Here is a 20,844-nt window from a genome sequence, read left to right on the forward strand (position 1 = left end):
GGAGTCCGCCATGTTGCGCAAGCGGCGGAAGGAGCGGGGCGCGATAGCTTCAGTTCGCCAGGGTCCGCTCTTCTATCGAGCGGCCGCCATAGTCGTTGATGACCTCGAAGCGGACCGACGCTTTGGCATGATTGCCAGGCTTGGTATCGGGCAGGGCAATGGTCTGCGTGGCAAGCGGCGCGACCATGCCGCCGGGCACCAGCACGGACTTGCCGTCCAGCGTGGCTTCGACGAACCCGAACGAAACGTAATACGGCGTGGGATTGCTCGCTTGCACCGCAAGCTGCTTGCCGGACTTGCCGTCGGTCCGGTCCACGCTGGCCAGCTTCCAGGTGAGCCTGGCGGCGGCGGCGTCCACGTCCTTGAGCTGCACCGGCCGGAAGAACACCTTGATGCGGCTGCGGAAAGCGAACTGCAGCACGTTCTCCGCGCCCTCCTGTTTCGAAGGCACTTCCAGCACGTTGAGCCAGAACAGCGACTCGCGGTCCGCGGGCAGCGCCTCGCCCGTGTAGGAAATGCGCAAGACCATGCCCTTGCTCGGCTCCACGCGGGAAACGGACGGCGCGAGCACGAACGGCACCCGCACCTGCTCGGGCGGAACGTCCGCGTGGCCGTCGTCGACCCAGCTTTGCACCAGCACGGGCGCGGCGCTGGGATTGTTGATGCGCAGCGTGACTTCGCGGGAGTCCGCGGGGAACACTACGCGGGTCCCCTGGATGACAATGGCCGCCTGCGCCGGCGCGGCGAGGGCGGAGAGCGCCATGACGCCGGCTGCGGCGAGGCGGAAAGACAGGTGTGCGACCGACGTCATGGCGTTCACGGGATCAGGATCCTGACCCGGCTCAGTTGTAGACCATCGTGTAGCGGATGAACGTGTTGGCGGCGCCCGGCGTGATGGAGCCAGCCGTCTGCACGTACACGGCGCTGTAGGTCAGCGTGGCGGTGTTGCCCGAGATCGTGGCCGTCTGCGGCGTGGTCTGCGCCACGTTCAGCGGGATCTTGCCGGACGCGCCGTTGCCGGCATCGCTGACCTCGACCTGCACGCCCTTGGCCGCGCCGGTGCCCACCAGGATCAGGTTGCCTGTGTTGGGATCGATGTTGGACGAACCCGTATCGAAGGAGACCAGTGCCTTGCGGCCGTCGATGCAGTTCGTGCCGCCGCCCAGCGCCAGGCTGAACGGCACGGCGGTGCTGCGCGCATTCAGCCCGGTAAACACGTTCGGATTGATCGTACCCAGATCGACCAGGGTGTGATTGCCACCGCCCGGCTGATGGCCGTTGATGGTGCAGCTCACGTCCGTGATGCTGCCGGTGAAGTCGATCTGGCCGTCGAACGCGTGCGACAGCGACGGCGTCAGGGCGGCCAGGGCCACGCAGGTGGTGGCGAGGGATGCAACGATTGTGCGCTTCATGTGATTACCTTTTCAGGTTGAGGTGAGTGGAGCTATGACCGTCTTCGCCGCATCGCTCTCATGACCGCGCGGTGGCAACCGAACCGCTTCGCCGGCCATGGAAAATGGCCATGCCCGGTCTGGCATCTCGGCATTCGACGCTTCATTTCCGGGGAGATCCGCGGTGGCAACCACATCACTCTCCGGTAATGAAAATGTACTGTCCGGCGCGCATGAAGATTCCACGAAGCATCTCTTTGATATCGAGAAACGTCATTTTTTGATTGGTACTAATTCCAATGAATGCATAGGACGCGTACGACATAACGTGTCGATTCTTCTGAGACGCGCTTCGTAAACGTCTGTCTTTCTTGCGGCCGATGCGACCTTTACGTCGTCCTGTCTCACTGCTGCCAGTTGTCCTCGCGCCCAAAAGGAGACGACAGGCAGATATGCAGAAAATGGAAATCGAGATCAGAAGATTCACAGTGAAAAATCGAAACTTCCGAGTTATCCGCCGCATCGCCAAATTCATCATGCGTTGGCAGACTTCGGGCTCGCAGCGCGGCCCGGCGCGCTGCCCGACATGGAAAGACAACCAGGGGAAACAGGATGAAGACAGAAATGCTTGCCGCGGCGCTGTGCGCGCTGCTTGCCGCTCCCGCGGCATTCGCCGGACACGAGGCGCACTGGAGCTACTCGGGGCGCACCGGCGCCGAGCACTGGGCGGACCTCGACAAACGCTTTGCCGGCTGCCGCGGCGGCGCGGCGCAGTCGCCGGTGGACCTGGGCGGCGTGCAGGAAAAGGAAGACGGCGGCGAGGCGATGGCCTTCGCGTACCGCGGCGGCGCGGCGGAACTGGTCAACAACGGCCACACCATCCAGGCGAACCTGCGCGGCGCGGGCACGGCGCGCATCGACGGCGCGGCCTACCAGTTGCTACAGTTCCATTTCCATACGCCCAGCGAAACCACGTTCGACGGCAAGGCCTATCCGCTGGCCGCGCATCTGGTCCACAGGGATGCCGAGGGCCGGCTTGCGGTGGTGGCGGTGCTGTTCAGGCTGGGCGAGGAGAACGCGGCCCTGAAGCCGGTCTTCGCCAGCCTGCCCGCCCATAAGGGAGAAAAGCGGAAGCTGGCCGCGCTCGACCCGGCAGCGCTGCTGCCCGGCGCGCGCGGCTATTACGCCTACATGGGTTCGCTGACCACGCCGCCGTGCAGCGAAGGCGTGCGCTGGCGCGTGTTCAGGACGCCGCTGGAGATTTCCGCGGCGCAACTGGCGGCGTTCCGCGCGCTGTACCCAATGAACGCGCGCCCCGCGCAGCCGCTCAACGGACGCGAGATACGGTCCGGCGGCGCGGACTGAACGACAGCCCGCGCCGCCGAGGGGCGGGCCGGGCTAGCCCGCCAGCGCCCGTCCGACGATCAGCGGATCGGTCGGGCCGACCGCCTCGACGTCGCGGTTGGCATAGGGGAAACGCAGCAGCACGTGCCGCATCGCGTTCAGGCGCGCCCGCTTCTTGCAATCGGAGCGGATCACGGTCCACGGCGAATCGGCGGTGTCGGTGCGCGCGAACATCGTTTCCTTCGCTCGCGTGTAGGCGTCCCACTTGTCGAGCGAGGCGACGTCGACCGGGCTGAGCTTCCATTGCTTGAGCGGATGGATCTCGCGCTCGCGGAAGCGCCGGCGCTGCTCCTTCTGGCTGACCGAGAACCAGAACTTGAACAGGTGGATGCCGCTGCGCACCAGGTGCCGCTCGAACTCGGGCACCTGCATCAGGAAATCCTGGTATTCCTGCGGCGAGCAGAATCCCATCACGTGCTCCACGCCGGCGCGGTTGTACCAGGAGCGGTCGAACAGCACGATCTCGCCGGCCGAGGGCAGGTGCTGGACGTAGCGCTGGAAGTACCACTGGCCGCGCTCGGATTCGGTAGGCTTTTCCAGCGCCACCACGCGCGCGCCACGCGGGTTCAGGTGTTCCATGAAGCGTTTGATGGCGCCGCCCTTGCCGGCCGCGTCGCGCCCCTCGAACAGGATCACCACGCGCTGGCCGGTTTCCTTGACCCAGGCCTGCAGCTTCAGGAATTCCACCTGGAGCCGGTATTTCTGTTTCTCGTAATTGCGCCGCGACATCAGGTTCTGGTACGGATACAGGCCCTCGCGCCAGCCCGGCGACAGCTCGTGGTCTGGATGCCTGCGCTTGCCCACCTGCCAGGCGCCGGGATCGCCTTCGAGGATGAGGCTGCGCAGTTGCGCGGCTTCGTCGGGAGACATGCCGTCCATCAGCGTCCTGACCACGCCGAGCATGCCGTCCTCGCCCTCGGCGGTGGCCTGCGCGAGGATGTCCTGCATGCTGCTGGCCGCCAGTTGCGCGGCGGCGTCCACGGCGTCGATGACGGTGTTGCGCTCGGCCGAGCGCGGCGTGCGGGTCGGAATCACGTCGCCCTTGGCGACCGGACGCGCGTCGGCTGGCGGGTTGGCGGAATCGGGCTGGCCGGAGGGGGACGAATCGATGTTATGTACGTGTGCTGCCATAGCGGGTATCGGAAGGGTTGCGCGGTAGCGCGATGCCCGGGAACCCGGCAGCAACTCCGGCGGGAATCGGGAATCGCGAGTTTGATTATGCGCAAACACCGCCCGGCGGCTCTTGATGCAGATCATCAGCCGCCCCCAACGGCGCTCAGTCCGGCTGGATATGCGCCTCGGCGATGATCCTGGCGGCCTTGTCCATCTCCGACTTGATATGCGCGGCGAACTGCTCGGGCGTGCCGGCCACCACCTGCAGGCCGGCCTTCTCCAGCGTCTCGACCGACGACGGCTGGCGCAGCGCGGCCACGATCTCGGTGTTGAGCTTGGCCAGGATGTCCTTCGGCATGCCCGCCGGCCCGACGAAGCCGTACCACGACGATGCCGTGAAGCCCGGCACGCCGGCCGACGCCACCGTGGGCACGTCCGGCATCTGCGGCAGCGGCTTGTCGGCCGCCGTCGCCAGCGCAAGCAGCTTGCCGCTGCGGGTGTGCGGCGTGGCCGTGGGCAGCACGTCGAACTCGACCGAGACGCGCCCGCCGAGCAGGTCGGTATAGGAATTGGACGAGCCCTTGTAAGGCACGTGGACCATCTTGATGCCGGCCATGTACATGAACTGCTCCATCGCCAGGTGCTGGGACGAGCCGCTGCCACCCGAGGCGTAGCTGATGCTGTCCGGGTGCGCCTTGGCCAGCGCGATCAGCTCGCGCACGCTCTTGACCTTGAGCTGCGGGTTGGCCACCAGCAGCATCGGCGCGTTGACCGCCAGCGTGACCGGCGTGAAGTCGCGCACCGTGTCGTACGGCACGTTCTTGTAGAGGCTGGCATTGGCCGCGTGCGTGCCGGGCGAGGCGATGCCGAGCGTGTAGCCGTCCGGCGGCGCCTTGGCCACGAATTCCGTGCCGACCATGCCGTTGGCGCCCGGGCGGTTCTCCACCACCACCGGCTGGCCCCATTTCTCGGTCAGCTTCTGCCCGACCAGGCGCGCCAGCAGGTCGGTGCTGCCGCCGGCCACGTAGGGCACGATGATGCGGATCGGCTTGCGCGGGAAATCCTGCGCCGTGCCCTGCGCCGCGGCCAGCGGCGGCGCGGCCAGCGCGATGGCGGCCGCGGCCGCCAGTAGCGTCTTGATGTACATGTCTGTCTCCTGTCTGTAGTTATGTTGTCCTGCATTGCCGCGGCGGCGATCCGGCGCGGCTAGCCCGCTCCCCTACACATAGGCCGGCCCCTCGATCACCGGATGCGCGCGCAGGAAATCCTCGTCCACCTCGATGCCCAGCCCCGGCGCCTCGCCCGGCATGACGTTGCCATCCGCGTCGAGCCGGTCCGGCCGCGTGGTCAACTGGTCGCGGAACAGGTTTTCGCGAGCCACGTCGGCCTCGAAGTAACCGGGGTTCTCGATGGCCGACAGCAGGTGGATGCTGGCCGCCATGTTCAGCCCGCTGGCGGACGTGTGCGGATGGATGGCGAGCTTCTCGCCGGACGCCATCGCCGCGATGCGCAGGCCTTCGGTGATGCCGCCGGTCTTGGACAGGTCGGGCTGCAACACCTGCACCGATTCCTCGCGGATCAGGCGGTTGAACTCGAAGCGCGTGTAGTGGTTCTCGCCGGCGGCCAGCGGCACGCCGCCCAGCGCGGCGGCGTGGCGGTAGTCGCGATAGTCCTGCGGCGGGAACGGTTCCTCCAGCCACGCCACGTCCATCGCCACCAGCGCCGGCATCACGCGGCGCACGTCGTCGAGGCGGTAGCCGGTGTTGGCGTCCACCATGATCTTCAGCTCCGCGCCGAAGGCCCGGCGAATCGCCTCCAGCCGCTCCACGTCGCGCGCCACGCTGTCGCCGAAGCGCAGCTTCACCGCGCGGTAGCCCTGCGCGCGCAGCGCCGCCACCTCGTCCACCAGCGCCGCCGGCGGCTGGAAGCCGAGCGAGATGCCGCCGGCATAGGCCGGCACCGGCTTGCGGCTGCCGCCCAGCAGCTTGTACAGCGGCCAGCCCACCGCCTTGCCGCGGATGTCCCACAGCGCCTGGTCGATGCCGCTCATGGCCAGCGCGCACGCGGTGCCCATGCCGTGGCTGGCAAGCTGGCGCGCGTAGATGCGCGCCCACACGCCGACCACATCGTGCGCCTCCATGCCCGTCACCAGTTGGCGCAGCGTGGTGTTGATCAGCTGGGCGATCGCGCCGGGGCAGCGGCCGTGGTGCGATTCGCCCCAGCCCACCAGCCCGCCTTCGGTGATCACCTTGACGATCAGCGCGTCGCGCTTGACCGCGCGCCCGATGCCGAGCGTCACGCCCTGCCTGACCGGGAACGAGGTGGCAAACCCTTCCACGCTGACGATCTTCAGGCTCGATTGGGTATCAGGCACGTTGCACCTCCACGGCCCGGCGGCGGCTGGCATGGCCGTCCCAGACCTGCGGGTTGACCAGGAACTCGGGACGCTCGCCGGCAATGAGCTGCAGCAGCTGGCGCGCCGCGCCCGTGCTCATCTTCTCCGAACTCTCTTGCGTGAGCGACGCCGCGTGCGGGGTGAGCATTACGTTGTCGAGCGCCAGCAGCGGATGCGCGGGCGCCAGCGGCTGCCGCGCGAACACGTCGAGCGCGGCGCCGGCGATCCAGCCTTCGCCCAGCGCCCGCACCAGCGCGGCCTCGTCGACGACCTCGCCGCGCGCGGCGTTGACCAGGAACGCGCCCGGCTTCATCGCGCGCAGCCGCGCCGCGTCGAGCAGGTGATGGGTCTGCGGCGTCAGCGGGCAGTTCAACGAGACGAAATCGCTTCGCCGCAGCAGTTCGTCCAGCGTGACCCGCGAGACGAAGTCCGGCAGGCCGGCCTCGCCGGGCTGGCTGGCCAGCACGGTCATGCCGAACGCCCCGGCGCAGATGCGCGCGAGCCTGCCGCCGATATTGCCCAGGCCGACGATGCCAACCGTCTTGCCCGCCAGCTCGACGGTCGGCGCGCTGAGCGCGCGCGCCTCGGCCCAGCCCGCGCCGCGCAAAGCCGCGTCCATCATGCCGAAGCGCCGCGCCAGCGCGAGAAAGGCGCCGATGCAGTATTCGGCCACCGCCTGCGCGTTGGCGCCGGGCACGTTGGCCACCGGAATGCCGAGCGCGGTGGCGGCATCGACCGGAATCATGTCGAGCCCGGTGCCGTTGCGCACCACGCCCTTGAGCCGGGGCGCGCCGTCGAACAGGTCGGCGGGCAGGTGGCTGCGCACCAGCAGGTAGTCCGCGTCGCGCACCATGCGGCGCAGCGTGTCGGCGCCGGTGTCGGGCGCCACCACCAGTTCCGCCACCGGCGCCAGCAGGGCGGCGCCGGATGCGTGCATGGGCAGCGTGCAGAGAATGAGAGGTCGCGTCATGTGCGTTCTCCCGCTTCAGGCGACACGATATTTGCGCAGGACTTCGCGGTCGATCTCGATGCCCAGCCCCGGCCCGGTCGGCACCGCGACGATGCCGCGCGTGTGCGTGAGCGGCGTGGTGCTGAGCTCGTCGCGGAACGGGTTGAAGGTCTGCTCGTACTCCAGCATCGGATGCACCGGCACCAGGCAGGGCGGGCAGTTGGGCAGCGAGGCCAGGAAATGCATGGTGGCCGCCAGCCCGATGGCCGTGCCCCATGCGTGCGGCACGCACTGCACCGAATGCGCCTGCGCCAGCGTGGCGATCTTCTTGCACTCGGTGATGCCGCCGGCCGCGCACACGTCCGGCTGCACGATGTCCATCGCGCGCTTTTCCAGCAGATGGCGGAAGCTGAACTTGGTGAACTCGTTCTCGCCGCCGGCGATCGCCATGTCCAGCCGGCGCGACACCTCCACGTAGCCGTCCACGTCTTCCGGCGAGATCGGCTCCTCGAACCAGTGCACGTCGAGCTTCTCCAGCTCGCGGCCGATGTTGATGGCCTGCGGCACCGTGAAGCAGTGGTTGGCGTCCACCATCAACTGCACCTTGGGGCCGATGGCGTCGCGCACCGCGGCCACGCGCTCCAGGTCCTTGTGGATCGAGCCCAGGCCGATCTTCATCTTGATCGCGCCGAAGCCCTGCTCCACATAGCCCTGCGCTTCCTCCACGGCCTCTTCCACCAGGCGGTTCATGTCGCGGAAGTACAGGCCGGTGGCATAGGCCTGCAGCTCGGTGCGGAAGGCGCCGCCGATCAGCTTGTGGACGGGCTTGCCGCAGGCCTTGCCGATGATGTCCCACAGCGCGATGTCGATGCCGCTGATGGCCGAGATGTTCATCCCGGTCATGCCGTAGTCCTTGACCTTGTTGTACAGCTCCTCCCAGATCACCTCGACATCGAACGGGTCGCGCCCGATCACGGCGGCGCGCAGCACGGTCTCGACGATGGCGCGGTTCACCGCCGCCGGCCCGTAGCAATCGCCCCAGCCGACGATGCCCTCGTCGGTCACGATCTCCACCACCAGCGCGCCCTTGGTCTTGTAGTACCAGCCGCGCGAGGAGGTGAAGGGCTCGTCCACGTTCACCAGCAGCTGGTGCGTGATGACATCGGTAATTTTCATGTTCGCTTCGCTTCAGGACAGGTAGGCGGGCTCTCTGGCCCAGGGGGAAAACGCGGCCGGCACCAGGATCTTGTTCTCCTGGGTCAGCACCAGCGGCTGCACCTTGACGGCGTAGGCCTGCCACGCGGGATCGGCCAGCAGGCGCGCGCGCCGGGCGGCGCGGTCCTCGAGGTCCTGGTAGGCCCACAGGTGCACCACCTGGTTGAGCGGGCCCAGCTCGCTGGTGAAGTAGCCCAGCAGGTGGCCCAGGATGGGGCGCTGGATGGCGAGGCCCTCGGCCTCGTACATCCTCACGTAGGCCTGCGCCTTGCCGCAGTGGCAGGTGTAGACCCGCTCTTCCACAATCATCGTCGTCTCCTTTGTCTTCGCGTCGGTTCCTGGCGGTTCCCGGCAGTACCGCGCGAAGTCTATTTAAACTATAAACCTATATAGGACTACAGTGCTGCTAGTATAGACACGGAAACGAAACTGTCAAATGGCCATTGATGTGGCCGTTGATGGTTGCTTGAGACGAGGCGGTCCGGGCGCGGCAAGGCGCGCGCCGGCAGGATGGCCCGCAAGAAGAGGAAGAAAAGATGATGGAAGCACCTGGCGTGGATGCCATCGCGCAATGGCTGCCCGACACGCTGCGCGCGCGCGAGCGCTCCGGCCTGCCGAAATACCTGCAACTGCGCGACGCCGTGTCCGACGCGATCGACGACACGCGCCTGCGCGGCGGCGACAAGCTGCCGGCCGAGGAAACCCTGGCGCAGATCAGCGGCTTCAGCCTGGGCACCGTGCAGCGCGCGCTGGCCAGCCTCGCCGAGGACGGGCTGGTGGTGCGCCGGCAAGGCTCCGGCACCTTCGTGGCCGCCGGCGAGCGGCCCATGACGGCGCCCTTCTATCACTGCCGCTTCCTCGACGAAAGCAGCGGCGAGATCCTGCCGATCTTCTCGCACGCCATCGGCAAGCAGACCGTCACCGAGAGCGGCCCGTGGTCGGCGCACCTGCCCGGCGCCGCGTGGCACCGCGTGGACCGCATCTTCTCGGTCAACAACGAGTTCGACCTGTTCACCAGCTTCTACGTGGTGCAGGGCCGCTTTCCGGAACTGGAAGAGGAGCCGGTCGAGGCGCTCCAGGGCATCAACCTGAAGGAATTCCTCGCGCGCAAGGCGCGCCAGGCAGTCACGCACTTTGCCGAGACGCTGACGGTCGGCGTGTTCCCGCCGGCCGCGTGCCGCGCCATCGGCGTCAAGCCGGGCACCGCGGGCGCGACGCTGGAGATCCGCGCGTTCGACAAGCGCGGCGACGCGGTCTATTTCCAGACCATCGCGATCCCGCCCAATCCGCGCCGGCTGCTGCTATCCAACTGAGCGCCCGGCCACCGGCAGCTCGAAGCGGAATACCGCGCCCGCGCCTTCGCGCTCGAGCAGGCGGATCTGGCTGTGGTGCAGTTGCAGCATGCGCTGCACGATCAGCAGCCCCAGCCCGCCGCCGCGGTGCGCGCCCGCGCTGAAGGCGCGCTGGAACAAACGCTCGCGCAAGGCCGGCGCGATGCCGGGGCCGGTGTCGCTGACCGTGACCGACACCTTGCCGTCGCCCACGGCGAGGTCGACATCGACGGCGCCATGCGCGGGCGTGTGGCGGATGGCGTTGTCCAGCAGGTTGGTCAGCACGCGCTCGATCATGCCAAGGTCCGCCGTCACCGCGGGCAGCCGCGGCGGGATGCCGGCGCGCAACTGCACCTGGCGCGCCTCGGCCGGCAGCTCGAATTTCTGGAACACGTCCTGCAGCAGGTCCGCCAGCGAGAACGCTTCCAGCGCGGGCTGCACGATGCCGTGCTCCAGCCGCGCCAGCTCGAACAGCGACTGCGCCAGCCGCCCCACCTTCACGCTCTGCGCCAGCGCGATGGCGAGGTAGCGGCGGCGCTCGGCGTCGCCGAGCGTCTCGGCCTTGAGCGAGAGCGTTTCCAGATAGCCCTGCAGCGAGGTCAGCGGCGTGCGCAGGTCGTGCGAGATATTGGCCACCAGCTCGCGCCGCTCCTGGTCCTGCTTGGTCAGCGCGCGCCATTGCTCGGCGATGCGCCCGGCCATCTGCGCGAACGCGGCTTCGAGCGCGGCGATCTCGTCGCGGCTGCCCGCGGCGGACGCGCGCAACAGGCCCGGCTGCGCCGCGGGCGCGGTTTCCGGGTCGGCGTCGGCATTGAAGCGCCGCATGGCCTCGGTCAGCCGGCGCAGCGGCCGCGTGATCAGGCCGAACGCCACCAGCCCGGCCACGAGGCCCAGCGCCGCCACCAGCGCCATCGACCACAGCGTGGTGCGCAGCACCGAGCTGGCCGACACGCGCGCGGCCAGCTCGTCGTGCGTCTCGCCCAGCAGCACCACGTAGATATAGCCGCCCGAGCGCAGCGGCGCGGCGCTGAACACCTTGCGGCCGGTGGCGCTGCGCGGGTCGTCGCCGAGGATCGGCAGCGCGCCGCCGGCCAGCAGGCGGCGCACCGGCTGCAGGTCCACCTGCTCGCGCTGCAGGCGCCCGGCCGGCGCGTCGTGGCCCACGACATGCCCCTGGCCGTCGAGCAGGTAGACCTCCACGCTCGGGTTCACCACCATCAACTGGCCGAACAACTGGCGCAGCGCCTCGGGCTTGAGACCGTCGGCATCCATCAGCACGGCGTTGCGCGCGATGTGCGCGGCCAGCCCGCGCGAGAGATCCTGGATGACCTCCTTCTCGTGCATGTCGTTGGAGCGGACCTGCAGCCACGCCGAGGCGCCGCAGCAGGCCAGCAGCAGCACCGAGAACACCAGCGACAACCGCTGCGTGAGCGTGAGGCCGAAGCGCGGGCCGCGGCGCGCGGGCCGCTCCTGCGCGGCGCCGGTGGTTTCGGCCGCGCTCTCGGTGAGGGTGTTCATGTCGCGTCTCCCGGCGCGCCGGCGGGCCCGGCCGCCAGCTTGTAGCCGTGTCCCCACACCGTGAGGATGCGGCCGGGCTGCGCCGGATCGGCCTCGATCTTGGTGCGCAGCCGGTTGATGTGGGTGTTGACGGTGTGCTCGTAGCCTTCGTGCTGGTAGCCCCACACGGCGTTGAGCAGGTCCATGCGCGAGAACACCTTGCCCGGGTGGCGCGCGAAGAAATACAGCAGGTCGAACTCGCGCGGCGTCAGCTCGATGCGCCGGCCGTCCACGGTGGCCTCGCGCGCGATCGGGTCGATCGACAGCCCGCCCAGCACCAGGCTGCCCGCGTCCACGCGCAGGTCCTTCGCCAGCGCGTCCACCCGGCGCAGCAGCGCCTTGACGCGCGCCACCAGCTCCAGCACCGAGAACGGCTTGGCGAGGTAGTCGTCGGCGCCCAGCTCCAGCCCCAGGATGCGGTGCACCTCGCTGGAGCGCGCGCTGGTGATGATGATGGGGGTGTAGCGCGCCATCGCGCGGGCGCGCCGGCAGATCTCCAGCCCGTCCACGCCGGGCAGCATCAGGTCGAGGATCAGCGCGTCCCAGTTGCCCTGCTCGAGCAGGCGCAGGCCTTCGTTGCCGTCGGCGCTGTGCACGACTTCGTAGCGCTCGTCGCGCAGGTGCAGGCTGAGCACGTTGGCGATGTCGACGTCGTCTTCGACGATCAGGATGCGCTTGGGATGGTCCATTGGCGGCGATAGGAACGGTGAAAAGACGAAAAGGCGGATGGCGCCCGCGCAGCCATTGTGCAGAATTCCGCGCCGCCGAGTTATCACATTTAATTTAACCTTTCGTGAGGACTCCGGGATCGCGCCGGCCATAGGATGCGTCCATCGATTCGTGGAACCCACGCAAGGAGTACATCATGGGCAGCAGAAGGCGCTTTCTATTGTCGGGCGGTGCCGCCGTGGCGACCATCGCCGTGGCGGGCGGGTGGCGCGCCCTGGCGGCCGGCCCCGCCGGCGCGGGCAAGCCGGCCGAGGTCTTCGAGGTCATGAAGACCGACGCGCAGTGGCGCCAGCTGCTGACCCCGGCCCAGTACGAGGTGCTGCGCCAGGAAGGCACCGAGCGCCCCTACAGCAGCCCGCTCAACAACGAGCACCGCGCCGGCGTGTTCGCCTGCGCCGGCTGCCAGCTCGACCTGTTCTCCTCGCGCGCCAAGTTCGACAGCCATACCGGCTGGCCCAGCTTCTGGGCGCCGCTGGAGCACGCCGTGGGCACCACCGAGGACCGCAGCTTCGGCACCACGCGCACGGCGGTGCACTGCCGCCGCTGCGGCGGCCACCTCGGCCACGTGTTCGACGACGGCCCCAAGCCCACCGGCCTGCGCTACTGCATGAACGGCGTGGCGATGACCTTCCGCCCGCAGGCCGCCTGACGCGCCCGGCATACCACCACATCTGGACCACGCCATGTTTCTCATCGTACTCGCCTATCTCGGCGGCGCGCTCACCATCCTGAGCCCGTGCATCCTGCCCGTGCTGCCGTTCGTGTTCTCGCGCGCGGACCAGCCTTTCCTGCGCAGCGGCCTGCCGCTGCTGGCCGGCATGGGCCTGACCTTCGCCGCCGTGGCCACGCTGGCCGCGGTGGGCGGCGGCTGGGTGACGCAGGCCAACCAGTACGGCCGCTGGCTCGCCATCGCGCTGCTCGCCGTGTTCGGCCTGACGCTGCTGCTGCCGCGGCTGGCGGAGCGGCTGATGCACCCGCTGGTCAGCGCCGGCAGCCGCCTGTCGGCCTTCGCGCAGGCCGACGGGCAGGTGCGGCCCGGCTCGTCCTTCCTGCTCGGCATCGCCACCGGCCTGCTGTGGGCACCGTGCGCCGGCCCCATCCTCGGCCTCGTGCTGACCGGCGCCGCGCTGCGCGGCGCCAGCGCGGGCACCACGCTGCTGCTGGTGGCGTATGCGGCCGGCGCGGCCACCTCGCTGGCGGTGGCGCTGCTGATCGGCGGGCGCGTGTTCACCGCGATGAAGCGCTCGCTGGGCGCGGGCGAATGGCTGCGGCGCGGCATCGGCGCGGCCATGCTGCTGGGCGTGGTGGCGATCGGGCTGGGGCTGGACACCGGCGTGCTGGCGCGCGTGTCGACCGTGGCCACCGGCGGCATCGAGCAGCACCTGGTGGACCGGCTGGCGGGCAGCCCCGCGCCGGCGGCCGACACGGCTGGCGGCCCGGCCATGATGGCGGCCTCCAGCGCGATGATGCGCGCGGTCGGCGCAGACGCCGCCCCGGCGCTGCCGGTCGAAGGCCAGCTGCCCGCGCTGACGGGCGCCGTGCAGTGGCTGAACTCCCCGCCGCTCACCGCCGAAGCGCTGCGCGGCAAGGTGGTGCTGGTGGACTTCTGGACCTACTCCTGCATCAACTGCCTGCGCACCCTGCCCTACGTCAAGGCATGGGCGCAGAAGTACCGCGACCAGGGGCTGGTGGTGATCGGCGTGCACGCGCCGGAGTTCGCCTTCGAGCGCAACGTCGGCAATGTGCAGAAGGCCATGCGCGACCTCGGCATCGACTACCCGGTGGCCATCGACAACAACTACGCCATCTGGCGCGCCTTCAACAACCAGTACTGGCCGGCGCACTATTTCATCGATGCCAAGGGCCAGATCCGCTTCCACCATTTCGGCGAAGGCGAATACGCGCGCTCCGAGCAGGTGATCCGGCAACTGCTGGCCGAGGCCGGCCACGCCGGCGCGGCCACGGTCGCCACCGGCATCGGCGCGGCGTCCGAGCAAGGCGTGCAGATGGCTTCCGACAAGGCCGACGTGCGCTCGGGCGAAACCTACATCGGCTACGAGCGCGCCGAGCACTTCGCCTCGCCGGGCGGCCAGGCGCAGGACAAGCCGCGCACCTACGCCGCGCCGGCCCGGCCCGCGCTCAACGACTGGGGCCTGGCCGGCGACTGGACCGTCGGCGCGGAGCATGCCACGCTGGCCGGCAAGGACGGCCGCATCGTGTACCGCTTCCACGCGCGCGACCTGCACCTGGTGCTGGGCCCGGGCCAGGACGGCAAGCCGGTGCGCTTCCGCGTCAGCATAGACGGCACCGCGCCGGGCGACGCGCGCGGCATGGACGTGGCGGCGGACGGCAGCGGCACGGTCACGGAGCAGCGGCTGTACCAGCTCGTGCGCCAGCCCGGCACGGTCGCCGACCACACGTTTTCCATCGAATTCCTGGACCCGGGCGTGGAGGCGTATGCCTTTACGTTCGGCTGATTCCACCATGCAAACGCAGACGACACAGGCACGACTCACCGCATCACCGATGCGGCTCTGACTGCTGCCGGTTTGCTCCCCTCTCCCATGCAATGGGAGAGGGGCCGGGGGAGAGGGCAAGGGGCCCGCGTATGGCGAAGGCCATCACTTCGTGGCAGCGCCGACCCTCTCCCCCGCCCCTCTCCCGCAAGCGGGAGAGGGGAGAACACCAGCAGCAGGCAGACTTTCCGCCAGCAACCCGATCTCACCAAGGACAGACCATCATGCCCACGCAATCGACCACCTTCTTCTCCCGCCTGACGCGCTCGGCCGGAGCCAAGCTTGCCGGCGCGGCCATGCTCGCCGCGGGCCTGGTAGCCTGGCAAAGCGCCAACTCCGCCGAGGATGCCGTCAAGATCCCGCCGCCCGCGCAAGACGAAAAACCCGCCGCGCAGACCGAGACCGCGGTCTTCGCGGGCGGCTGCTTCTGGGGCGTGCAGGGCGTGTTCCAGCACGTGCGCGGCGTCAAGCAGGTCACTTCCGGCTACGCCGGCGGCGCGGCCGGCACGGCGCAGTACGAGACCGTGAGCGGCGGCAACACCGGCCATGCCGAATCGGTGCAAGTCACCTTCGATCCCGCCCAGGTCAGCTACGGCCGCCTGCTGCAGGTGTTCTTCTCGGTGGCGCACAACCCGACCCAGCTCGACTACCAGGGCCCGGACCACGGCACGCAATACCGCTCGGCGGTGTTCCCGCTCACCGCCGAGCAGCGCAGCGTGGCGCAGGCCTACATCGCCCAGCTTGGCAAGGCGCGCGTGTTCGGCGGCCCCATCGTCACCCGCGTGGAAGACTACAAGGCCTTCTACCCGGCCGAGGCCTACCACCAGAACTTCCTCACGCTGCATCCGGCCCATCCGTACATCGTGGTCAACGACCTGCCCAAGATCGGCTACCTCAAGCAGATGTTCCCGGACCTGTACCGCAACGACCCGGTGCTGCTGAAGGTGGCCGGCTCCTGACGCGCTGGCCGGTGCGCGCCGCCTTCAGCCCCGCGGCTGGAAGGCGGCCGCGCCCGCGTAGCGCGCCCGCGCGCCGAGCGCGCGCTCGATGCGGATCAGCTGGTTGTACTTGGCGGTGCGGTCCGAGCGCGAGACCGAGCCGGTCTTGATCTGCCCGCAGCCGGTCGCCACCGCCAGGTCGGCGATGCTGGTGTCCTCGGTCTCGCCGGAGCGGTGCGACATCACCGCCGCGTAGCCAGCCGCCCGCGCCACGCCCACGGTATCGAGCGTCTCGGTCAGCGTGCCGATCTGGTTGGCCTTGACCAGGATCGCATTGGCGACGCCGGCCTCGATGCCCTGCCGCAGCAGCGCGGCATTGGTGCAGAACACGTCGTCGCCCACCAGCTGGCAACGCCCGCCCAGCCGCGCGGTCAGCAGCTTCCAGCCGTCGAGGTCGTCCTCGGCCATGCCGTCCTCGATCGAGACGATCGGGTAGCGCGCCACCAGCCCCGCGAGGTAGTCCACCTGCGCCTCGGCGCTGCGCGTCACGCCCTCGCCGCGGTAGACGTAGCTGCCGTTCTCGTGGAACTCGCTGGCGGCGGGGTCGATGGCCAGCGCCACGTCCGTGCCGGCGCGGTAGCCGGCGCGCTCCACCGCGCGCAGGATGAAGTCCAGCGCCTCGTCCGCCGCGCGCAGGTCCGGCGCGAAGCCGCCCTCGTCGCCCACGTTGGTGTTGAAGCCCGCCGCCTTCAGGTCCAGCCGCAGCGTGTGGAAGACCTCCGAGGCCATGCGCACGCCTTCGGCAAAGTCCGGCGCGCCCACCGGCACGATCATGAATTCCTGGAAGTCGATGGCGTTGTCCGCATGCGCGCCGCCGCTGACGATGTTGATCATCGGCACCGGCAACACATGCGCCTGCGGCCCGCCGAGATGCGCGAACAACGCCTGCCGTCCCGACGCCGCCGCCGCGTGCGCCACCGCCAGCGACACGCCCAGCAGCGCGTTGGCGCCGAGCCTGCCCTTGTCCGGCGTGCCGTCCAGTGCGGTCATGATGCCGTCCACCCGCCGCTGGTCGCGCGCGTCCACGCCGGCCAGCGCCGCGCGCAGCTCGGTATTCACCGCCGCCACCGCGCGGCTCACGCCCTTGCCGAGATAACGCGCCGGGTCGCCGTCGCGCAGTTCCACCGCCTCGCGCGCGCCGGTGGATGCGCCCGAAGGCACCGTCGCCCGGCCTGTCGCGCCGTCGGCCAGCGTGACCTCCACCTCCACCGTGGGATTGCCACGGCTATCCAGCACCTCGTATCCCTGCACCTGACTGATCTCGCTCATCCTGCCGCTCCGTTGCCTGAAAGAAACCGCCTGCGGCGCCGCGGCTTCGTGAGCAATCTTCACGCTGACGGATGTTCCGCCGCGTGGGAGAAGCGCTCCTTCCCGCCACAACGCACTCGATGGATGGCATGTTAGGGAGAACAAGCCTCCGGCAAAACCAAGTTATTCTTCCCAATTCGTCAGTTTTTTGCATATTCACGCCATGCGGACCCTGCCCCCGATGTCCACGCTGCGCGCCTTCGAGGCCACCGCGCGCACCGGCTCCATCACCCGCGCGGCCGAGGAGCTGTGCCGCACGCACGGCGCCGTCAGCCGCCAGTTGCGCCAGTTGCAGGAACACGCCGGCACCACGCTGTTCGACAAGGACGGCACCGGCGTGCGCCTGAACGCGCGCGGCCAGGCCATGTACGACGTGGTGCGCGCCGTGTTCGACCAGCTCGAGCAGGGCTACGGCCGCCTGCTCGACCAGGCGCGCGGCCCCAGCCTGCACGTGGCCTGCAGCGCCACCTTCGCCATGCGCTGGCTGGTGCCGCACCTGGTGGACTTCTACCGGCTGCGGCCCGACATCCGCATCCGCCTGTCCATGACCTCCGCGCGCGAGATGCGCACCGAAGGCGCCGACGTGGTCATCGCCTGGGACCTCAGCGCCTACGCCGAGGCCGACCGCCGGCGCGCGCTCTACCTCGCGCCGGCCACCTTCGGCCCGGTGCGCGCGCCGGCGTACAAGACCCCGCTGCGCGCCGCCGTGCGCATCGCCCACGACTTCACCTCCAGCGCCTGGGACCAGTGGCAGCGGTTGTCCGGCAAGTCCATCGCGCACGGCGGCGAGCTCACCTTCCCGCACACCCACCTGTGCATCGAAGCCGCGCTCGCCGGCGCCGGCGTGGCGCTGGTCGAGCAACGCCTGATCCACAAGGAACTGCGCGACGGCCAGCTCGTCGCGCCGCACGGCTTCGTGCGCTTCGCGGGCGGGCTGATGGCGGTGCCCGCCGCGCGCGAACTGCCGCGGGACATGGATGTGTTCATCGGGTGGCTGCGGGGGACGTTGGGGGCGGAGGGGGAGGAAGGCGGATCATGAGGCTTCGAGCCGCGCGCCGGTTCGCTATATGATAGTCACCGTGTGCTGGCGCACCCGCGAAGCGGGTCCACTCTGGAAAACAGGTCTGCAAGCCATGAAACCCTCTCAGGCACTTGCCTCCCACCGCGAGGCGATCCGGCGCGTGGTGGAATCCCACCGGGCCCGCAATGCACGCGTCTTTGGTTCGGTCGTCCGCGGCGAAGATGCGGAAGGCAGCGACCTCGATATCCTGGTCGACCCGACACCGGAGACGACACTGTTCGATATCGGCGCCATCAGGCATGAATTGCTTCAACTGCTCGGCGTGCCCGTCGACGTGCTGACGCCGAAGGCGCTGCCCGAGAAATTCCGGGACATCGTGCTTGCCGAAGCGGTGCCGGTATGAGCCGGGACAAGCAACGGCTGGCCGATTATCTGGAGCACGTTCTGCAAGCCATCGACCGGATTGCCCGCTACACGAAGGGGATGGACGAGATGGCGTTCCTTGCGAACGAAATGGCGCAGGACGCGGTAGTCCGCAACATCGAGATCATCGGAGAAGCGAGCCACAACATCGAGGACCACTATCCGGAATTCGCGGCGGCGCACCCTGAGTTGCCGCTGGCCTTCGCCTATCAGATGCGCAATGCGGTGGCGCACGGCTATTTCGCGGTCGATCTGGAAATTGTGTGGAAAACCCTCCAGAACGACCTTCCCGGGCTGCGCCGGCAAGTGGAAATATCGCGCCAGTCTCTTCGCCAGGATATTGGCTGACCGGCTGCTCCTCGCCCACGGCCGCGAGCCGGACCGCGCGACCGCCCGCCCGACACCGCCATATTGCACTTCGGAACACCGCCCGGAACGCGGGAATGAGACAATGGCGCAGCCTTTTTCCGCTCTCATTCCAGCCGCCATGTTCCACCTCCCCACCGACGCCACCCCGCAATCCAAGTCCGCGCAATACCAGGAACTGGTGGCGCAGGCCCGCGCACTGCTGGCCGACGAGACCGACCGCATCGCCAATGCCGCGAATTTCTCGGCGCTGGTCTATCACTCGCTGCAAGACCTGAACTGGGCGGGCTTCTATTTCCATGACGGCCGGGAACTGGTGGTCGGGCCGTTCCAGGGCAAGCCGGCCTGCGTGCGCATCGCGCTGGGCCGGGGCGTGTGCGGCACCGCCGCGCAGACCCGCGCCACCCAGATCGTGCCGGACGTGCATGCGTTTGCCGGACATATCGCCTGCGACGCCGCCTCGCAATCGGAAATCGTGGTGCCGCTGGTTGCCGCCGACGGCACGCTGATCGGCGTGTGGGACGTGGACAGCCCGGTCGCGGGCCGCTTCGACAACGAGGACGCCGCCGGCATGGAAGCGCTGTGCCGGGTCTTCGTGGAACTGGGCTGGTCGCGCGCCTGACCCGCTGCCGGTAGCGGCGCGACCGGCCATGCTGGCCGCGCCGCCAAACAACAACAACAACAACAACAACAACAAGCACCGATCCGCCATCCATCCGTGACCACCCAAGCCGCCGGCACCCGCCACCCCGTCGCCGCGTTCTATCTGTACTACATCGCGCTGTACGCGCCGGTCGCCATCACCATCAGCTTCTTCCCGCTGTGGATCCGCGCGCAGGGCCTGGACGACCGGCAGACCGGGCTGGTGATGGCGCTCGGCGCCGCGCTGGCGGTGCTGGTCAATCCGGCGGTAGGCGCCATCGCCGACCAGTACCGCAGCCGCAAGGCCATCCTGCTGGCGCTGGTGGGCGGCTCGGTGCTCAGCGCCGGGCTGCTGTTCAGCGCCGAGGGCTTCGTCGGCGTGCTGCTGGTGTTCCTCGCCACCAAAGCCTTCTCGGCCAGCCTGATTCCGTTGAGCGAATCGATGGCGCTGGCCGGCGTGCCGCGCTACGGCCTCGATTTCGGCCGGCTGCGCAGCGCGGGCTCGATGTCGGTGGTGGCGGTGTCGGTGGCGCTGGGCTGGCTGGTGGACCGCGCCGGCACCGAAGTGATCGCGATCGCCTTCCTTGTGACCTATCTCGGGCAGGGCATCCTGGCGCTGATGCTGCCCAATGACGACATCGCCGTGCGCCACACGGTCAAGGGACCGCTGCTGCAGGTGCTGCAAGTGCCCGGCTTTTCGCTGTTCCTGGCCAGCGCGGCGGTCTCGCAGGCCTGCCACGGCTTCTTCTACAGCTACAGCGCGCTGTACTGGAAAAGCGTGGGATTTTCCGCCTCTACCATCGGCTACCTGTGGGCGCTCGGCGTGCTGGCCGAGATCACGGCGTTCACCTGCGGCTCGCTGCTGGCCGCGCGCATCTCGCCGCCGGCGCTAATCGCGCTGGCCTGCGCGGCGGGCGTGCTGCGCTGGTCGCTGACCGGCCTGGCGCAGACCCCCGGCGTGGCGATGCTCGCGCAGCTGCTGCAAGGCGCCACGCTCGGCTTCACGCAGCTTGGCGCGGCGCAGTACGTGCGCACGCGCGTGCCCGCGCAGGTGCTCTCCAGCGGCACGGGACTCTACGCCGCCTGCACCGGCCTGCTGACGGCGGCCTGCGTGTTCGCGGGCAGCTTCCTGTTCGCCAGCGTGGGCGGGCGGGCGTTCCTGCTCACGGCGGCGATGTGCGCGGTCGGGCTGGCGGCGGCGCTGGTGCTGCGGGCGCGGGAAGCACGCTTGATGGACGTGGCCGGCGCGGGCTGACCGCCTGGGCCTGGGTTTCTGGATTGGGCTAGTCTGCCTGGATTTGCGCTGATTTCGAAGATTCGGAAGCTTGGATTTGACGTCAACTGCTGAACGTCAAAGTCAACTTCTGAACGTCAACTTCTGAACGTCAAAGTCAAAGGCTTTCGCTCCCCCGGTGAACTGACCCCCTAAAGTTGGACGGTCGGTGACGCTAGGCGCCGAAGGGCTGGGTCCTGTATTGCACAGGAC

General features: G+C 69.0%; 21 protein-coding genes. 10 read left to right on the forward strand and 11 right to left on the reverse strand.

Translation table 11 applies throughout. The features are described from left to right. Window positions 1-49: 49 nt before the first annotated feature. Window positions 50-811, reverse strand: a complete 762-nt coding sequence (locus AC3WXD_RS26005; protein WP_492324964.1) for a fimbria/pilus periplasmic chaperone — start codon at window positions 809-811, stop codon at window positions 50-52. Between the two features lie 31 nt (window positions 812-842). Continuing rightward, window positions 843-1,412 carry a fimbrial protein gene (locus AC3WXD_RS26010; protein ID WP_020202763.1) on the reverse strand — a complete coding sequence of 190 codons (570 nt, stop codon included), beginning with the start codon at window positions 1,410-1,412 and terminating at the stop codon, window positions 843-845. 591 nt (window positions 1,413-2,003) lie between these two features. On the opposite strand from AC3WXD_RS26010, the gene AC3WXD_RS26015 reads away from it, so the two are divergent. After that, window positions 2,004-2,756, forward strand: a complete 753-nt coding sequence (locus AC3WXD_RS26015) for a carbonic anhydrase (RefSeq protein WP_492324965.1) — start codon at window positions 2,004-2,006, stop codon at window positions 2,754-2,756. A gap of 33 nt (window positions 2,757-2,789) precedes the next feature. On the opposite strand, the gene ppk2 is transcribed toward AC3WXD_RS26015, so the two are convergent. The 6 genes from ppk2 to AC3WXD_RS26045 form a co-directional block, all read right to left on the reverse strand. Further along, window positions 2,790-3,926, reverse strand: coding sequence for a polyphosphate kinase 2 (ppk2, locus tag AC3WXD_RS26020; RefSeq protein WP_492324966.1), 1,137 nt, complete (start codon window positions 3,924-3,926; stop codon window positions 2,790-2,792). Between the two features lie 145 nt (window positions 3,927-4,071). Continuing rightward, window positions 4,072-5,055: a Bug family tripartite tricarboxylate transporter substrate binding protein gene (locus AC3WXD_RS26025; RefSeq protein WP_020202760.1), complete on the reverse strand. Its 984-nt coding sequence runs from the start codon at window positions 5,053-5,055 to the stop codon at window positions 4,072-4,074. A gap of 72 nt (window positions 5,056-5,127) precedes the next feature. Further along, window positions 5,128-6,282: a mandelate racemase/muconate lactonizing enzyme family protein gene (locus tag AC3WXD_RS26030; protein ID WP_492324967.1), complete on the reverse strand. Its 1,155-nt coding sequence runs from the start codon at window positions 6,280-6,282 to the stop codon at window positions 5,128-5,130. Beyond that, the gene (locus AC3WXD_RS26035; protein ID WP_492324968.1) at window positions 6,275-7,273 is read right to left on the reverse strand and encodes a hydroxyacid dehydrogenase; all 999 of its coding nucleotides are present in this window, start codon (window positions 7,271-7,273) and stop codon (window positions 6,275-6,277) included. Before AC3WXD_RS26035 ends, AC3WXD_RS26030 begins: the two co-directional genes overlap by 8 nt. 15 nt (window positions 7,274-7,288) lie before the next feature. Continuing rightward, window positions 7,289-8,428 (reverse strand): mandelate racemase/muconate lactonizing enzyme family protein, encoded by a 1,140-nt coding sequence (locus AC3WXD_RS26040; RefSeq protein WP_020202757.1) that lies wholly within the window; start codon window positions 8,426-8,428, stop codon window positions 7,289-7,291. A gap of 12 nt (window positions 8,429-8,440) precedes the next feature. Continuing rightward, complete coding sequence (locus AC3WXD_RS26045; protein WP_020202756.1) at window positions 8,441-8,776, reverse strand: NIPSNAP family protein; 336 nt, start codon at window positions 8,774-8,776, stop codon at window positions 8,441-8,443. A 227-nt stretch (window positions 8,777-9,003) separates the two neighbouring features. Between AC3WXD_RS26045 and AC3WXD_RS26050 the strand changes: the two genes are divergently transcribed. Next, window positions 9,004-9,780 (forward strand): GntR family transcriptional regulator, encoded by a 777-nt coding sequence (locus AC3WXD_RS26050; protein WP_020202755.1) that lies wholly within the window; start codon window positions 9,004-9,006, stop codon window positions 9,778-9,780. Here AC3WXD_RS26050 and AC3WXD_RS26055 read toward each other — a convergent pair. Continuing rightward, window positions 9,769-11,316: a HAMP domain-containing sensor histidine kinase gene (locus AC3WXD_RS26055; RefSeq protein ID WP_020202754.1), complete on the reverse strand. Its 1,548-nt coding sequence runs from the start codon at window positions 11,314-11,316 to the stop codon at window positions 9,769-9,771. The genes AC3WXD_RS26050 and AC3WXD_RS26055 overlap by 12 nt on opposite strands. After that, window positions 11,313-12,044 (reverse strand): response regulator transcription factor, encoded by a 732-nt coding sequence (locus tag AC3WXD_RS26060; RefSeq protein ID WP_020202753.1) that lies wholly within the window; start codon window positions 12,042-12,044, stop codon window positions 11,313-11,315. Before AC3WXD_RS26060 ends, AC3WXD_RS26055 begins: the two co-directional genes overlap by 4 nt. A 176-nt stretch (window positions 12,045-12,220) precedes the next feature. On the opposite strand from AC3WXD_RS26060, the gene msrB reads away from it, so the two are divergent. From msrB to msrA, 3 genes are all read left to right on the forward strand, one after another. After that, the gene (gene msrB, locus AC3WXD_RS26065; RefSeq protein ID WP_029043549.1) at window positions 12,221-12,733 is read left to right on the forward strand and encodes a peptide-methionine (R)-S-oxide reductase MsrB; all 513 of its coding nucleotides are present in this window, start codon (window positions 12,221-12,223) and stop codon (window positions 12,731-12,733) included. A 34-nt stretch (window positions 12,734-12,767) separates the two neighbouring features. After that, window positions 12,768-14,561: a cytochrome c biogenesis protein DipZ gene (locus tag AC3WXD_RS26070; protein ID WP_492324969.1), complete on the forward strand. Its 1,794-nt coding sequence runs from the start codon at window positions 12,768-12,770 to the stop codon at window positions 14,559-14,561. A 263-nt stretch (window positions 14,562-14,824) separates the two neighbouring features. Further along, on the forward strand, window positions 14,825-15,559 hold the full coding sequence (gene msrA, locus AC3WXD_RS26075; protein WP_020202750.1) for a peptide-methionine (S)-S-oxide reductase MsrA: 735 nt from the start codon (window positions 14,825-14,827) through the stop codon (window positions 15,557-15,559). A 24-nt stretch (window positions 15,560-15,583) separates the two neighbouring features. Here msrA and eno read toward each other — a convergent pair whose 3' ends face one another. Next, window positions 15,584-16,867: a phosphopyruvate hydratase gene (gene eno / locus AC3WXD_RS26080; RefSeq protein ID WP_492324970.1), complete on the reverse strand. Its 1,284-nt coding sequence runs from the start codon at window positions 16,865-16,867 to the stop codon at window positions 15,584-15,586. Window positions 16,868-17,069: 202 nt separating this feature from the next. Here eno and AC3WXD_RS26085 point away from each other — a divergent pair, with 202 nt between their 5' ends. The 5 genes from AC3WXD_RS26085 to AC3WXD_RS26105 all read left to right on the forward strand — a co-directional run bounded on the left by AC3WXD_RS26085 (window position 17,070) and on the right by AC3WXD_RS26105 (window position 20,613). After that, a complete protein-coding gene (locus AC3WXD_RS26085; protein WP_059412155.1) occupies window positions 17,070-17,945 on the forward strand; it encodes a LysR family transcriptional regulator in 876 nt (291 codons plus the stop codon). A gap of 94 nt (window positions 17,946-18,039) precedes the next feature. Continuing rightward, a complete protein-coding gene (locus tag AC3WXD_RS26090; protein WP_059412153.1) occupies window positions 18,040-18,330 on the forward strand; it encodes a nucleotidyltransferase family protein in 291 nt (96 codons plus the stop codon). Next, window positions 18,327-18,698 carry a HepT-like ribonuclease domain-containing protein gene (locus AC3WXD_RS26095; RefSeq protein WP_059412151.1) on the forward strand — a complete coding sequence of 124 codons (372 nt, stop codon included), beginning with the start codon at window positions 18,327-18,329 and terminating at the stop codon, window positions 18,696-18,698. Before AC3WXD_RS26090 ends, AC3WXD_RS26095 begins: the two co-directional genes overlap by 4 nt. A gap of 139 nt (window positions 18,699-18,837) precedes the next feature. After that, the gene (locus AC3WXD_RS26100) at window positions 18,838-19,338 is read left to right on the forward strand and encodes a GAF domain-containing protein (RefSeq protein WP_059412149.1); all 501 of its coding nucleotides are present in this window, start codon (window positions 18,838-18,840) and stop codon (window positions 19,336-19,338) included. Between the two features lie 96 nt (window positions 19,339-19,434). Then, window positions 19,435-20,613 (forward strand): MFS transporter, encoded by a 1,179-nt coding sequence (locus tag AC3WXD_RS26105; RefSeq protein ID WP_492324971.1) that lies wholly within the window; start codon window positions 19,435-19,437, stop codon window positions 20,611-20,613. Window positions 20,614-20,844 lie beyond the last annotated feature (231 nt).

Source organism: Cupriavidus sp. FW216-B1, from assembly GCF_058789195.1.

Bases quoted from the DNA above. Each gene is read 5' to 3' on its own strand.
- AC3WXD_RS26040 (WP_020202757.1), bottom strand. From the start codon at position 8,428: ATGAAAATTACCGATGTCATCACGCACCAGCTGCTGGTGAACGTGGAC.
- AC3WXD_RS26055 (WP_020202754.1), bottom strand. From the start codon at position 11,316: ATGAACACCCTCACCGAGAGCGCGGCCGAAACCACCGGCGCCGCGCAG.
- AC3WXD_RS26015 (WP_492324965.1), top strand. From the start codon at position 2,004: ATGAAGACAGAAATGCTTGCCGCGGCGCTGTGCGCGCTGCTTGCCGCT.
- AC3WXD_RS26085 (WP_059412155.1), top strand. From the start codon at position 17,070: ATGCGGACCCTGCCCCCGATGTCCACGCTGCGCGCCTTCGAGGCCACC.
- AC3WXD_RS26035 (WP_492324968.1), bottom strand. From the start codon at position 7,273: ATGACGCGACCTCTCATTCTCTGCACGCTGCCCATGCACGCATCCGGC.
- msrB (WP_029043549.1), top strand. From the start codon at position 12,221: ATGGGCAGCAGAAGGCGCTTTCTATTGTCGGGCGGTGCCGCCGTGGCG.
- AC3WXD_RS26090 (WP_059412153.1), top strand. From the start codon at position 18,040: ATGAAACCCTCTCAGGCACTTGCCTCCCACCGCGAGGCGATCCGGCGC.
- AC3WXD_RS26010 (WP_020202763.1), bottom strand. From the start codon at position 1,412: ATGAAGCGCACAATCGTTGCATCCCTCGCCACCACCTGCGTGGCCCTG.
- AC3WXD_RS26005 (WP_492324964.1), bottom strand. From the start codon at position 811: ATGACGTCGGTCGCACACCTGTCTTTCCGCCTCGCCGCAGCCGGCGTC.
- AC3WXD_RS26050 (WP_020202755.1), top strand. From the start codon at position 9,004: ATGATGGAAGCACCTGGCGTGGATGCCATCGCGCAATGGCTGCCCGAC.
- AC3WXD_RS26045 (WP_020202756.1), bottom strand. From the start codon at position 8,776: ATGATTGTGGAAGAGCGGGTCTACACCTGCCACTGCGGCAAGGCGCAG.
- AC3WXD_RS26070 (WP_492324969.1), top strand. From the start codon at position 12,768: ATGTTTCTCATCGTACTCGCCTATCTCGGCGGCGCGCTCACCATCCTG.
- AC3WXD_RS26100 (WP_059412149.1), top strand. From the start codon at position 18,838: ATGTTCCACCTCCCCACCGACGCCACCCCGCAATCCAAGTCCGCGCAA.
- AC3WXD_RS26095 (WP_059412151.1), top strand. From the start codon at position 18,327: ATGAGCCGGGACAAGCAACGGCTGGCCGATTATCTGGAGCACGTTCTG.
- ppk2 (WP_492324966.1), bottom strand. From the start codon at position 3,926: ATGGCAGCACACGTACATAACATCGATTCGTCCCCCTCCGGCCAGCCC.
- msrA (WP_020202750.1), top strand. From the start codon at position 14,825: ATGCCCACGCAATCGACCACCTTCTTCTCCCGCCTGACGCGCTCGGCC.
- AC3WXD_RS26060 (WP_020202753.1), bottom strand. From the start codon at position 12,044: ATGGACCATCCCAAGCGCATCCTGATCGTCGAAGACGACGTCGACATC.
- AC3WXD_RS26025 (WP_020202760.1), bottom strand. From the start codon at position 5,055: ATGTACATCAAGACGCTACTGGCGGCCGCGGCCGCCATCGCGCTGGCC.
- eno (WP_492324970.1), bottom strand. From the start codon at position 16,867: ATGAGCGAGATCAGTCAGGTGCAGGGATACGAGGTGCTGGATAGCCGT.